At 70.5% G+C, this 14,161-nt stretch carries 9 protein-coding genes; 6 read left to right on the top strand and 3 right to left on the bottom strand.

The window, feature by feature from the left end; genetic code table 11:
* Positions 1–14: 14 nt before the first annotated feature.
* The 4 genes from ACIQNU_RS27315 (at position 15) to ACIQNU_RS27300 (ending at position 4,896) form a co-directional block, all read left to right on the top strand.
* Positions 15–2,063: a non-ribosomal peptide synthetase gene (locus ACIQNU_RS27315; RefSeq protein WP_401371503.1), complete on the top strand. Its 2,049-nt coding sequence runs from the start codon at positions 15–17 to the stop codon at positions 2,061–2,063.
* Positions 2,064–2,077: 14 nt separating this feature from the next.
* Positions 2,078–2,947, top strand: coding sequence for a hypothetical protein (locus tag ACIQNU_RS27310; protein ID WP_401371501.1), 870 nt, complete (start codon positions 2,078–2,080; stop codon positions 2,945–2,947).
* Between the two features lie 123 nt (positions 2,948–3,070).
* Positions 3,071–4,324, top strand: coding sequence for a hypothetical protein (locus ACIQNU_RS27305; RefSeq protein WP_401371499.1), 1,254 nt, complete (start codon positions 3,071–3,073; stop codon positions 4,322–4,324).
* Positions 4,321–4,896: a hypothetical protein gene (locus ACIQNU_RS27300; RefSeq protein ID WP_401371497.1), complete on the top strand. Its 576-nt coding sequence runs from the start codon at positions 4,321–4,323 to the stop codon at positions 4,894–4,896. The genes ACIQNU_RS27305 and ACIQNU_RS27300 overlap by 4 nt, the downstream gene beginning before the upstream one ends.
* On the opposite strand, the gene ACIQNU_RS27295 is transcribed toward ACIQNU_RS27300, so the two are convergent.
* Positions 4,850–7,042, bottom strand: a complete 2,193-nt coding sequence (locus ACIQNU_RS27295; RefSeq protein WP_401371495.1) for a tetratricopeptide repeat protein — start codon at positions 7,040–7,042, stop codon at positions 4,850–4,852. The two genes, ACIQNU_RS27300 and ACIQNU_RS27295, sit on opposite strands and share 47 nt — an antisense overlap.
* 269 nt (positions 7,043–7,311) lie before the next feature.
* On the opposite strand from ACIQNU_RS27295, the gene ACIQNU_RS27290 reads away from it, so the two are divergent.
* The gene (locus ACIQNU_RS27290) at positions 7,312–10,539 is read left to right on the top strand and encodes an AfsR/SARP family transcriptional regulator (RefSeq protein WP_401371493.1); all 3,228 of its coding nucleotides are present in this window, start codon (positions 7,312–7,314) and stop codon (positions 10,537–10,539) included.
* 326 nt (positions 10,540–10,865) lie between these two features.
* Here ACIQNU_RS27290 and ACIQNU_RS27285 read toward each other — a convergent pair whose 3' ends face one another.
* Entirely contained in the window at positions 10,866–11,291 is a 426-nt protein-coding gene (locus ACIQNU_RS27285) for a hypothetical protein (protein ID WP_401371491.1), read from the bottom strand.
* 278 nt (positions 11,292–11,569) lie between these two features.
* Between ACIQNU_RS27285 and ACIQNU_RS27280 the strand changes: the two genes are divergently transcribed.
* On the top strand, positions 11,570–12,715 hold the full coding sequence (locus tag ACIQNU_RS27280; protein WP_401371489.1) for a serine hydrolase domain-containing protein: 1,146 nt from the start codon (positions 11,570–11,572) through the stop codon (positions 12,713–12,715).
* Positions 12,716–12,744: 29 nt separating this feature from the next.
* On the opposite strand, the gene ACIQNU_RS27275 is transcribed toward ACIQNU_RS27280, so the two are convergent.
* On the bottom strand, positions 12,745–14,082 hold the full coding sequence (locus ACIQNU_RS27275) for a radical SAM protein (protein WP_401371487.1): 1,338 nt from the start codon (positions 14,080–14,082) through the stop codon (positions 12,745–12,747).
* Positions 14,083–14,161: the final 79 nt, after the last annotated feature.

Genomic DNA, 14,161 nt, shown 5'->3' with positions numbered 1-14,161 from the left:
CTAGATTTGGCTGGATGGTAACGGACGTGTTCGCTGTCGGGAAGGAGGGAAGTATGACCGCCGCTCCACCCGGAGTACCGGAACCATCGACGCCGCTTTCCGCCACTTCTTGGATACCCGTCACAAAGTTGTTCTCCCAACAGGTCGAGAACAATCCCGACGCACCCGCGGTGGAATACGGCGACCAGACCCTCACTTATGCGGAACTCGCCGGTCGCGCCGCATCATTGGCCGCCCGATTGCGGGAATTCGGCCTCCGGCACGGGGACATGGTCGCGGTGACCGGGCCGCGTACTCCCGCACTCGTCGCCGCGATGCTCGCCGTACCGATGGCAGGGGGTGTGCTGCTGCCCATTGACCCGGAACTGCCGGACCAGCGCCGGGAACTGATGGCGGACTTGGCCGCCGCCCGCTGGCAGATGGCGGTGGAGGCGACGGGCGGGGGCGTCGAGGAAGTCGGAGACGTCGAGAACGTCGGGGACATCGGGGACATCGGGGACGTCAAGATCGGGCCCCTCGGAAGTTCCGCCGAAGGATCCGCCGAAGGTTCCGCCGAGCGTGCCACCGAAAGCCCCTCTCAGAAAGCAGCGCCCGGCCCGGACAAGCGGGCGGCCTACGTCTTCTTCACATCCGGCACCACCGGTTCGCCCCATGCCGTACTCGGCACTCACCGCGGGCTGAGCCATTTCCTCCAGTGGCAGCGCGACGCGTTCGGCGTGGGCCCCGGCGACCGGTGCGCCCAGCTCACCAGGCTGTCCTTCGACGTCGTCCTGAGAGACGTCCTCCTCCCCCTCGTCAGCGGGGCGACCCTCTGTCTCCCGGCGGCGGAGGAAGACCTCGCGCCGGACGACGTGGTGCCGTGGCTGGAGCGCGAGCGGATCTCCGTCGTGCACGCCGTGCCGACCCTGGCGCATGCCTGGCTGTCCGCCGCGCGGCCGGGCGCCCAGGCGGGGCCGCGGATCGTCTTCTTCGCGGGCGAGCCGCTGACCGGCGCGCTGGTCGAGCGCTGGCGGTCGGTCTTCCCCGCGACCGGGCAGGTCGTGAATCTGTACGGACCGACCGAGACCACCCTCGCCACCTGCTTCCATGTGGTCGAGAACCCGGCCCCCGCCGGAACACAGCCACTCGGCCGTCCGATCCCGGGAACCCAGTTGCTCGTCCTCGACGAGAAGCGCGAACCGTGTGGGGTGGGAGAGCCCGGGGAAATCGCCGTCCGCAGCCCTTACCGCAGCCTGGGCTACCTCGATGATCCGGCGGAGACCGCACGCCGATTCGTTCCCCACCTCCACGGCGCGGACCCGTCCGACCTCGTCTTCCTCACGGGAGACAGAGGCCGTTACGGACCGGACGGCGTGCTGGAATTCCTCGGGAGGCTCGACCACCAGGTCAAGATCCTCGGTGTCCGGGTCCAGCCGGAGGAGGTGACCGCCGCCCTGCTGAGCCATCCCGGCATCGCGCACGCCGCAGTCGTCGCCCGGGAGGACCATTCGGGGACTGTCGGCCTGGAGGGCTATTACGTATCACCGCCGAGCGGCCCTCCCGTATCGCCGTCCGAACTGCGCCACCATCTCGCCGCATCGCTCCCGCTGCCCATGGTGCCTGCCACGCTGAGGGCCATGGAGCGGCTGCCGATGACCGCCCGTGGAAAACTCGACCGGGACGCGCTGCGCCCTTCGGATCCACCGAAATCACAGGCCCCGCCCCCGAATCCGTCCGATCCGGTCTCGGCCGTGCTCTCCGGCATCTGGGCCGACGTTCTCGATGTGGATGCCGTGCACAGCGATGACGACTTCTTCGAACTCGGAGGCCATTCCCTGCTCGCCGCCAGAATGCTGTCCCTGGTGAAACAGCGACTCGGCGTGAAGTCGGGGTTGCGGGAGTTGCTGCGGAATCCGGAACTGGGCACGTTCACCGAATCCGTACGCCGCACACAGCAGAGAAGCACGAGTGGCGCGAGAAGCAGTAGAAGCACGGGAAGCACAGCAAGTACCGGCGAATCCCCGATTCCGCGCCTGCCGCGTCTGCCCCGCCCGGATCCCGGCCCGCAGCCACCCCCGCCATGAGGAGACGGTGAGCCATGAACCCGGAATTCCCGGAATTCCCAGGATTGACGGGGCTGCCGGAATGTGCGCAGACCGTCGACGCCAACGAGATCGCGGCCCTCACCGACTGGGCGGCCTCACTGGACCCGGGGACGGCAGCGGAGTTCGGGGTCCGTACGGAACTCTTCGGTACCGCACTCGCCGTTCTCGCCCCGGGAACGGAAACCGTCTTCTTCAACCGGGTCGTCGGGCTGTCCGTACTCCAGGAACCGAGCCGCACACTGGTCCACGACATCGCGGACTTCTACCGCGACGCCGGCGCGAGATGCATGGTGCATACCCCGGCCAGCAACCCGGATGACGAACTACCGGCCTGGCTCGGCGAGGAAGGGATGGAACCGCAAGGTGAGTGGATCACCCTGCGGCGCGGCACCGAAAACCCCCCGCCCCCGGACACCGACCTGCGCGTCCGAACCGTGGGCCCCTCCGACGCCACGAGCTTCGCCGAAACCCTGTGCACGGGCTACGGAATGCCCGACGAATGGGCGCCGCTCTACGAAGGGCTGGTCGGGCGTCCCGGTTGGCGGCACTACATGGCCTGGGACGGCGATCTGCCCGTGGCCACGGCCTCCCTGTTTCTGCACGGCACCTCGGTCCCGCACGGCACCTCCGCATGGTGCGGAAACAGCGGAACGCTGCGCCGCTACCGCCGCCGAGGAGCCCATACGGCGCTCTCGCGTCTGCGGCTGAAGGACGGCCTGGCCGAGGGCGCTTCCCTCTTCACGGGCGAGACCTGGCAACAGCGACAGCGGGCCCGCCCCAACCAGTCCCTCAAGAACCACACCCGGGACGGCTGGCAGGAGGTCTACCACCGCGTCAACTACGTCACGGCGACCACCGACTGACCCCTCCATTTCCGCTGTGCAAGCTTTCTGCAAGGGCCGGGCAAGGCTTCCGTCCGGTGGTACGGGCATTCCGTCAGCGCGACAAAGTCCGTACAAGCTACAGAGGAAAAACTGGGGGACGCCATGTCGGCGTTACAGACGACGACCACTCACTCACCGGCGGCCGAATCCCGCCAGTGGCTGACGCTGGTCGGGTGCAAGAAAGTGCTGGCCGTGGTCCACACGGTCACCTATGGGAAACGCCTGCTCGATGTGCTCTCGCTCCTTGAGGCCGACTTCCGGCTCCAAGTGAGCTTCACGGTGCCTCCGCACGTGTTCGGGGACGGGGTGTCACGGTTCCTCGCACGACTGGGCAGCACGGTCGTGGCCTGGGAGGAGGCCGTACGCATGACCTTCGATCTCGCCCTGGCGGCGGGACCCGGCGGCATGGAGCAGGTGAACGCGCCGGTGATCACGCTTCCGCACGGGGCGAACTATCTGAAGCGCATCACGGGGACCACGGACGACGGCGTCGCGGGGCTGCGGCGCCGCGATCTGATGCCGGGCGGGCGGCCCCCGGCAGCCGTCGTCCTGCCGCACCGCGAGGATCTGACGGAGCTGTGGCACCGATGCCCCGAGGTGCACCCGGTGGCCCATGTGGTCGGCGACCCCGTCCACGACCGCATCCAGGCGAGCCTGGGGCACCGGGCCGCGTACCGGCGGGCGCTCGGCCTCGCCGACGACGACAGGCTGGTGGTCGCGGCCTCGACCTGGGGGCCGAGTTCGTCGTTCGCACGGTTCGACTCGCTCCTGCCGCGGCTGATGGGCGAGTTGCGCTCGGCCCGGTTCCGCACCGCGGTCCTGGTGCATCCCAACGTCTGGGCGAAGCACGGCGCCTGGCAGGTCAAGGCGTGGCTGGCGCGCTGCCGCCACCGGGGCATCGGCCTGGTGCCGCCGGAGGCCGACTGGCGCAGCGTCCTGATCGCGGCGGACTGGATCATCGGTGACCACGGGTCCGTGACGGTGTACGGAACGCTGACCCCGGCGCCGATCCTGCTGTCCGGGTCGCCGGAGCACGAGATCAATCCGGCCTCGCCCGCCGCCGCGCTCGCGGTCGTCGCGCCCGCGCTGTCCGCGACGCACTGTCTCGCGGGGCAACTGGAGTACGCGGCGGGCGAGTACCGGCGCGCCGAGTACGCGGCCATCGCGTCCCGCATCACCTCGGAGCCGGGGCGGTTCAACCGCAATATGCGGCGGCTGATGTACCGGGTGCTGGGGCTGCCCCAGCCGGCGCACGATCCGGTGACGGTTCCGCTGCCGGCGCCCGCGCCGTTGGACGGCTGGGAGTCCGGGCGCGGGCAAGGACGCGGGGAAGAGCGCGGGGAGGTGTCCGCATGAGGTGGTGCCTGGTCACCGTCGAGCGGTGCCCCGTCGATCCGGCACCGGAATGGTCGCTCCCGCCAGGGTCGGCGCTCTCCATGTCCGTGCACCTTCCGTCCGGCCGGTACGGCCTGCTGGCCCGTACCGGAGGAGGCACGGGCCGGATGGGCTGGATACTCGACGAGCACGTGGCGGTGGACGCCGATCAGGCCCGGGACGACGACGTCCGGGCGGCGTGCGCGGATGTGCTGTACGGGAGTCGGCCGCGACCGGCCGGGCAGGCCGTGCGATGGCTGACCGCCGTCGCCGCCGCGCATCCCGGGTGCCGTCTGGTGGCGGCTCCCTTGGCGGGCGGCGGGTGGACGGCGCTGTCCGGTCCGGACGGGACGGCCGTCATGCTGCCCTGTGCCGTACCGGCGGGCAGCTCGCTGTTCGCGTCGTGCCTGCACGGATGGCTGGTCGCGGGACGGGAGTTGACGGAGCTGTCGGCCGCGCGGATCACGTGCCGCGCGGCCGGGGACGCAAGGAACGACGACGGAAGGATCAGGGCGCCGGGTCCTCGGGTCCCGCTCCGTCCTCGGCCCCGCTGAGTCTGCGGGCGTCGGCCGGGCTGGTGGTCTCGTACAGGCGGATCGCCTGGGCGGTGAGGTCGTCGGCGTCCGACGTGTCGCCGTGGTCACGGGCGCTGCGGGCCAGCATCTCCAGGGTGCGGGCCCGCCAGTGCGTGGCGCCCGACGCGGTGAAGGCGGTCAGGGCCTCTTCCAACTGGGCCCTGCCCGCCGGGTAGTCCCCGGCAAGGGAGCGGGCGCGGCCGAGGAACGCGAGGGCGCGGCCCGCTCCCTGCGGGTCGTCGGCGGCGATGAGTTGGTCGCGGGCCCGGGTGAAGTCCGCCATGGCCTGCTCGGGGTCGTCCCGCTCCAGGGCGATCTCGCCGAGGACGATCCTGGCCAGCGCGACGCCACGCGGGTAGCCGCTCCGCTCCCAGGCGGCGATGGCCTCGTGCAGGCGGGGCACGGCGTCAGTGAACTCGCCCGCCTCGCGGTGGCAGGCGCCCAGACCGAGAAGCGCCTGCCCCTCGTCCCGTACGTCTCCGGCCTCGCGGGCGGCGTCCAGGGACAGCCGGTACCAGTCGGCGGCCTCGCGGAGCCGTCGGGCCGCGCTGAGGCCGATGGCTCCGGAGTTGAGCATCTGGCGCTCCGCCTCCTTGTCTCCGGCGCGGCGGGCCGACTCCAGGCCGATCTCATGGGCCGTCACCCACAGGTCGTAGTGGCGTAATCGGAGGAACAGGGGCCACATCGCGTCGACCAACTGCCATGCCGTGTCGTGCCATCCGCTGTCCGCGGCCGACCGCAGGAGGGTCATGAGGGTGAGGCGCCGGTCGTCCAGCCAGGCCAGCGCGCCGAGGTCGTCCGTGAAGGGCGGCGGCAGGTCGGACGGGTGGGCGTAGGTGCGGGGCAGCGTGTACTGGGCGGGGGTCAGGCGCGCCTGGGCGGCCGTCGCGGTCCGCAGATGCCAGTCGCACACGCGTCGCAGCGTCTCCTCATGCAGGGCGGGCGGCTCGTCGGCACTGGCCTTGTCGTGCGCGTGGATACGGACGAGGTCGTGGAACCGGCAGCCGGCGGAACCGTTGTCCTCCACGAGGTGGGCGTCGATCAGTGCGTCGAGCGCACGCTCCGCCCAGCTCAGCGGCCGGTCGCAGGCCGCGGCGGCGAGGTGCGCGTCGAAGGTGCGGACGGGCAGCAGGCCGACCCTCCGGTAGAGGAGCGCCGCGTCCGGGGAGAGTACGGCGTACGAGGCGTCCAGGGCGTTGCTCACGGTCGCTTCCCCTTCCAGGTCGAGTGCGGCGAGCCGGCCCGTGGCGCCGGTGAGTGCGCGGGCCATCGCCTCCAGGGGCTGCTCGGGCCGGGCCGCCAGCCGCGCCGAGGCGAGACAGACGGCCAGCGGGAGCCCGGCGCACAGGGCGACGACCCGTCCGGCGGCACTGAGTTCACCGGCGACCCGGTCCTCGCCGATGGCGCGCGTCAGCAGTTCCATCCCGTCGGCCGGGGCGAGTGTCCCCACCCGGTGGAAGCGCCCGCCGTCGAGGACGAGCCCTGACAGCGCGCGGCGGCTGGTGACGACGACGAGGCTTTCCGGTGCGCCGGGCAGCAGGGGCCTGACCTGGGCGGCGGTGAACGCGTTGTCCAGCATCACCGCGATCCGCAGTCCGGCGGTGACGGACCTCCACAGGGACGCCTGCTCGGTGAGCGTGGCCGGCACCGTACGGGCACCGAGGCCGCGCAGGAACTGCCCCAGGGCCTCGCCCGGATCGGCGGGGCCGTCGGGCGCGTGCCCGCGCAGGTCGACGTAGAGATGTCCGTCGGGGAAGTCGGCGCCGCGACCGCGCAGCCACTTGGACGCCAGGGTCGTCTTGCCGACACCGGCCGGGCCGCTCACCACGATCAGCGGCTGCGCGGGACGGGCCGTGGCGGCTTCGCCGAACAGCCGGTCCAGTGCGGCCAGATCGGTGCGGCGATTGGTGAAGTGGGCGGGGACGGGGAGCAGTTGGCGGGGGCGGGGCGGGAGTGGGTCGGGTGGCGCCTCGTGGATGTGGATCCCGCCCCGCACATCGCGCGCCTGAATGGCCGCGCCCTGGATGTGCGCCGCTCCCCCGATGGTGTTGTCGTGGCGCGCGACGACGCGCTCGCCCCGCTGCTCCGGTCCCGCCACCGTGTCCCCCGATTGGTTGTGCCGCACGTGAATTGGTAGTCCTGCGCGGTCCTGAAGTCGTGCCGTACGAGAATCCGTGCGGTCGACCGAACTCTCTGCGTCCTACCCGGGTGCCGGTCACCACGATGCCGACCGCATGGGCGAACTCACCGTCACCACAGGGTTTGAGCCAGCCTGGCCGTGCCGTCTGGTGACCACGGTGAGCGTGCTGTCATGCTCATCAAAACGGACGAACGACGGACGCACAGCGGACGCACGGACCAGCGGACCGACGAACCAGCGGGGAGGGCGCGCTGGTGGACATCCTCGTACTCGGGCCGGTCGGACTGCGGATCGACGGTGGCCTGGTCGACCTGGGATCCGACAAGTCGCGCACGCTGCTGGCCGCACTCGCGCTCGACGCCGGCCGCGCGGTGTCCCTGGACACGCTGGTCGGGCGGCTCTGGGACGGCGAAGCCCCCGACCGCGCCCGCGAGAACGTCCACGTCTACGTCTCCCGGATCCGCAAACGCCTGCGACTGGCCGGAGACTCGGCGCCCCGGATCACCGGACGGGCACACACGTACTGCCTGGAGGGCGACGACGATCTCGTGGACTGGCAGGTCTTCCGGCGCCTGGTGGCCGCCCGCCCCGCCGACGACGACCGTGGCACCGTCGACCTGCTCACCCGCGCGGACGGCCTCTGGCAGGGCGAGCCGCTGGCCGGACTGCCGGGTGCCTGGGCCGAGGACGTGCGGCGCACCCTGGAGGAGAGCCGGCTGCGGGCCACCGTCCTGCGCACCGGAGCCCAGCTCCGGCTTGGCCATTTCGCGGACGTGGTCGGCGAGTTGTCGGCGCTGGCCGGGCGGTACCCCGCCGACGAGACCGTCCTGGGCCAGCTGATGGTGGCCTATTACGGCAGCGGACGGTACGGCGAGGCGCTGCGCGTCCATCAGGACGCACGGCAGACGCTCACGACGGAGTTCGGCACCCGGCCCGGCCCCGAACTCAACCGGCTGCACGTCGGCATCCTCGACCATGTGCCGGTACGGGATCTGGTACCGGGGGCGCGGCCCACGGCCCCGGAAGGGTCTCCACGGACGGGGCCGGGGACGGGGCCGGGGCCGGGGAGGGTGGGCGGAAGCGGGAAGAGGGCGGCACCGGTACCGCCCGCGCCCAGGAATCTGCCGCATCAACCCCCGCTGGTGGGCCGCAGCGCCGAACTCCGGTCCCTGACCGAGGCGGTGACCGCCACGGCGTACGGCGCGGTGATCTCGCTGGAGACGGTGAGCGGGATGGCCGGGGTCGGGAAGACGACCGTCGCGGTGCACACGGCGATGCGGCTGGCAGCCCGATACCCGGCGGCCCAGTTGTACGTGGATCTGCGGGCGCACTCCCCCGCCCAACGGCCGCTCGCCCCGGCCGAGGCGCTGGCCACGCTGTTACGGCTGCTCGGCGCCCCGGCGCAGACCATTCCGGTGGATCTCGACGAACGGATCACCCTGTGGCGGCACATGCTGGCCGAGCGGCGCGCGGTCGTCGTCCTGGACGACGCCGTCAACGCCGCCCAGGTCGCACCGCTGCTGCCTGAGGGGTCGTCATCGCTGGTGATCATCACCAGTCGGCGCCACCTGACCGGCCTCCCGCACGCCCGTACGATCGCGCTGGACGTGCTGCCCACGCCCGACGCCATCGCCCTGTTCCGCCGATTCGCCGGTGAGGACCGCACCGCGGATGTCCGCGAGGTGCGCCGGATCGTGCAGTTGTGCGGTCATCTCCCGCTGGCGATCGAGCTGGTCGCGACCCGGTTCCAGGCGCGGCCCTCCTGGACGCCGGCCACCCTGGGCGACCGGCTGGCCCGAAGTCCCGGCCGGCTGGCCGAAATCCGGGACGCCGACACCGAGATGGCGCGCGCGTTCGACCTCTCGTACCGCACCCTCACCGACGACCAGCGCACCGCCTTCCGCCGGCTGAGCCTGCATCCGGGCGGCGACTTCGGCGCGGAGGTGGCCGCCGCGATGCTCGATGTGCCGGTCGGGACGGCCGAGCGGTTGCTCGAAGAGCTGATGGTGTGTCACCTGTTACGGGAGCCTCAGCCGGACCGGTATCGCTATCACGACCTCCTCCGTGAGTACGCGCGGTCGCTCGCCCTGTCCGAGGACGACAGCGGCTCTCGCGCGCACGTGCTGCGGCGGATGACCGACTTCTACGGGGAGGCCGTCGACCGTGCCGACCGCGTGGCCTATCCGCGCCGCCTCAGGCGGCGGCTCCCGAGGGGTGAGGCGCGGTTCGCGGTGCCGGTGTGGCCGGATGCCGATGCCGCGAAGTCCTGGCTGGAGACCGAGCGCGGGAATCTCCTCGCCGCCGAGGACCACGCCCGCGCCGAGGGCGATCACGAAGGGCACGCCCGTATCGCCTACTCCCTGGCCGGATTCCTCGAAGCCGAGTGCCACTGGCAGGACGCGGAGTCCGTACTGCGGCACGCCGTCGCGCACTGGGCCGGGAGCGGTACTCAGGACGCCTTGTGCCGCGCGCTGATCTCGCTCAGCGCGACGCACGGGAACACCGGTCGCTATCTGGAGGCCGCCGACACCGGTACGCAGGCGCTCGGCCTCGCCCGCGCGACGGGGGACACCGAGGCCGAGGCGGAGGCCCTGCGCATCGCCGGAATGCTGAACTGGCATCTGGGGGAGAATCGCGCCGCGCTGGATTGTTTCCAGAAGTCATTGGCTATCAAGGCGGCGACCGGTGACGCATGGCAGCAGGCCAGAGTGCAGAACAACGTGGCCATCACACTACTCTTCCTCGGGGAACACGACAGGGCCCTGGAGTATTTCCAGCAGGCGATCGCCGGCTTCACGGAAGGCGGCGACAAACTGTCATCCGCCAAGGCCCTCAATAATGTCGGTGACTTACGTCTGCGTGAGGGGAATTATCCAGAGGCGAGGCGCCATTTCGAGGAGGCGCTTTCCTTTATGGAGACGGCGGGTAATCGCTATGACCGGGCCACCGCCCGTGCGAGCCTTGCGGATACCCTGACGGAGATCGGCGAAGCCGCCGAGGCCCTTCCGCTGTTCCGGGAATCCCTCCAGGAATTCCAGTCCCTGGGCGACAGTAAAAGCCAGGCCGAGACATTGATCGGCATCGGTGAGGCGCACCGCCGCGTCGGAAGCCTTGAAGAGGCTGTGAATTTCCAGACGGACGCGCTCCGGCTCGCCACGGACATCGGGGCGGCCCATCAGGTGGCCCAGGCCCACCGCTGCCTCGGCCGCGCTCACCTGGAGCGAGGGCGCGTGGACCTGGCGGTCGGCCACTTCGAGACGGCCGGCGCGGCGGCGGCCCGTATCCATGACCTGGACGAGGTGGCGGCGGCGCATATGGGGTTGGCGGAGGCGAGGATGGCCCTGGGAGGGCCCGCCGATATTCGAGCGCTGGTTAGCGAAGGCTTGGCTTCCCTTGATGCACTCGACCCGGAAGAATTAGACATTCTACGCATACGGCTCGCCGATTTCACGGGCGCGATGGACGGTACCGAACGCAAGTAACTTGCCGGTAGCTAATTTCGTCCGAATTTCCGGAACTCGCACACCGGTGCTACTGTGCCCTCTCAAGATCGAACAGCAGCAGAGGGAACAAGCGCGTGGTGAAGTTGCGAGCTGTGGTCGTGTCACTCATAACCTCCGGAATCCTGATGGTGGTAGGAGTCCAGACCGCCACAACTTCGGATTACTCGGCCCCGTCACATGAGAAAACCGTCGCCACCGCTCAGCGGTGCATCATGACGAAAGAAACGGTGCCACCGCAGCTCTGAATCCGTACCGGAAGGCAAAGAGGCGGGGTGGCCGCAAAATCACCCCGCCTTCCCACCCGGTCAGGAACCCCTCGTATCGCCAATCGTCAGCCCCGAAATATCCCGCGCCTGAACCACCGTCCGTACGACGCCGCCCTTGATCGTGTTGTTGTGGACCCCGCCTTCCCGTTCACCATCCGGAGAAGGGGCCAACTCGGCCAGCAGCTCCCGCAGTTCATCCGCAGCCGCCGGATCTTCCGCCAGCGCCCGGCGCAGCCGAATGCGCCAACCCGCCTCGATATCGGCTGCGGTGTCCTCGCCACCGTCCTGTGCCGCAGCCGTCAACTCCCGCTGTGAAGCCCGCATTTCCTCGGCCGCGTGATCATCTCCGCGCCGGGCGAAGAATCCGGCGAACCGGTCCTTGATCTGCACCCAGGCATCCGACGCCATCACCGTGACGAGCGTTGTCGCCCCCGTCGTCGCCAGGGCCACCAGCTCCGCTTCCACACCACCACCGCCATCAGATCGACCGGCGGGGACACAGGCGCCGTCCCCGCTTCCTCGCACCATCGCAGCAGACCCGCGTACGGGTGGGTAGCGCGCGACCCGGCCATGATCACGTCGCACCCTGGAGGGGGCCTAGGTACACCCCCAGGTCGGGTGGGCAGCCCCAGTGATCACCGGTGTCGGATTCGGCCAGAGTGGAGGCACGCCCTCAGGGGCGACCGTGGATCACGGGTCCCACGACGATCATCGGGCCCGTACGACAAGGGGGAAGACCTCGTATGACCACTCAGCGCCTGCGCGCCACCACCGCCGTCCTGCTCGCCGCCGCACTCACGGCCACGGCCGCGCCGCTCGCCACCGCCGCCACGACCACGGCGAACTCCGACAGCCCCCGTAGAGCCGAAAAGCCTTCCGTGCAGCGGCAGTTGGATCTTCTCGTCGGCGAGGACGGGGTGCCGGGCGCGCTCGCCTACGACGGGCGGCGCACCGTCACCGCGGGGACCGCCGAACTCGGCAGCGGGAAGCCGATGGTGGGGACGGACGGCCGGTTCCGGGCGGCGAGCGACACCAAGGCGTTCACGGCGGCGGCGGTCATGCGTCTGGTGGCGGACGGCAAGCTCCGCCTGGACGACCGCGCGGGGCGCTACGTGCCCCAGCTCGCCGGCAGCCCGATCACTCTTCGCCAACTCCTCAAGCAGCGCAGCGGTCTGACCGAGTACGCGAACCTGGTCGACTGGCAGCAGCCGGGGACACCCGAGACCTATCTCGGTCTGGCGCTGCGCCACGGGTCCGACTTCGAGGCCGACACCGCGTGGGGCTACTCCAACACCAACTACCTCGTCCTCGGCATGGTGATCGACCGCGTGTCGGGCACCGACTTCCGCACGTACATCGAGCGGACCGTCCTCAAGCCCCTGCGCCTGAAGGACACGTACTGGCCGGCGCCCGGCGAACTCACCCTGCGGGGCCCGCACGCCCGCAACTACGGATTCCACCCGGCCGCCCCCGAGGCGGGCCAGATCGACGTGACGGAGCTGCCGGGCTACGAGTTCGGTGCGTCGGGCGGTCTGGTGACGACCCCGAAGGACCTCAACGCCTTCTGGGACGGCCTGTTCGGCGGCAAGCTCCTGCCGGGCTGGGCCCTGCGGCTGATGACCCACGACACGACCGACGTCGGTGGGCGTGACGTGTACCCGGCGGGCAGCCGCTACGGGTACGGCGTCGCCAGTACCCCGTTGAGCTGCGGCGGCGTGTACTGGGGCCACGGCGGCGACCTCCCGGGCAACTCGGTCGGCGGCGGACGGGCCACCGGCGGCCGGGGCACCGTCACCGTCTACACGACCACCTGGTCCGCACAGGGCTCCCGCCTCGCCCACCTCCAGGGCGCCGTCGACGCGGCCCTCTGCGCGAAGCCCAAGCGCTGACCCGACCGGATCACTCGACTACGGCGCCGTCACACCGCCCCCTCCTCCTGCGCCTGCAGGCTGTCCATGAAGGAGCTGACCGAGAAGACCGCCCGGCCGGGGCCCGCGGGACCGTAGCCGGGCGGCGACGACAGGCCGAACTCGTCCATCGTGGCGCGGTACGACTCCAGGAGGCGGATGTGGTACTCCAGCGGCGCGCCCTGCGGGTTGGCCTTGCCGAGCGGGGTCGTCGGCTCGGGGCACCAGGTGGTGAACCGGGGCGTGATGCCGTGGGACATGAAGTACCGCAGCCCCTCCGTGGTCGACTTGATCGCGTCGTCGACCGTCGTGAAGCCGAAGGGTTCCGCCATCTCGACGCCCGCCACGAAGTTCGGGATGACATTGCGCGCGCCGAACACATCGGCCGAGTCGAGGATGCGGCGGTGCCACTCGTCACGGCCGACGTAGCGCTCCTTGCCGGGGCAGTACAGCTCGAACAGGCGCCGGTCCCACACCTCGTAGTTGGGGTGGTAGATCTGCACGCCGTAGTCCTTGAAGCGCTGGACGTCGTCCTTCGGCAGTGCCTGCGCGACGACCTTGCCGATCCAGCGGCCGGGGAAGCGCTCCTCGATGGCCTTCGCGTAGTGCCCGTAGAAGTCGGCCTCGTCGCGGCCCGCGACCTTCGACGTGACCGCGCCGCCCGTCAGGGTGTACGCGGTGGAGGTCTTCGCCGTGTCGTACCGGTCGATGATCTCCAGCGCCTCCAGGACCTCGTCTACGTCCTTGACCCCGGTGTAGGGGCGGCCCGCCGCCTTGTGCTGGCGCCAATTGTGATTGATGTCGCAGTACTGGCATTCCTCCTTGGCGCCGAAGTACTGGCAGACCCGGAAGACCGTCAGATAGACGAGGTAGCCCCACTGGATCGTCGGTGCGACCTCCATCACCGACTTGCCGTTGGCGAGGGTGTGCCGGTAGTAGTCCGGCATCGGCGGCAGGCCGACGTCGGAGATGCGGCGGCCGTCCAGGTAGAGGCCGAGTACGCCGTCCTCGTCGGCGGCGACCCGGTAAGGGGACGCCGGGTTGACCCGTACCGACACGACCGTGCGGCGCAGGTCGTAGGGGCCGCCGGTCAGGACGATCTCCTCGGGCGGGCGGCGCAGCGCGGCGGCGCCCAGCTCGGGCAGGGTGCCGTGGTCGAAGGAGAAGATGAAGTACGACTTGGGCTTGATGTCGCCGGATGCCTCGTTCGCCGTGTCGCTGAGGGCCGACTCGTCGAAGGCGAGGCCGCCGCGCAGCAGGTCCTCCTTGAACACGGCCTCGCGCGGCACATGCGGAAACCGCTCCAGCAGATCCTCGACCAGTGCGGTGCGGCTGTCCGTGGTGCCCATCGTCTCTCCTCGCTCCTCGTGGCGTCCCCGCTGCTCGTGGCGTGAGCGCGCGTTGCTCCCGTTCCTCACCGTATGCCTC

This window comes from Streptomyces sp. NPDC091292 (assembly GCF_044757265.1).
Taxonomy (GTDB): Bacteria; Actinomycetota; Actinomycetes; order Streptomycetales; family Streptomycetaceae; genus Streptomyces.
The sequence above is the reverse complement of the archived record's forward strand: the minus strand, read 5'-3'. Positions and strand labels throughout refer to the sequence as shown.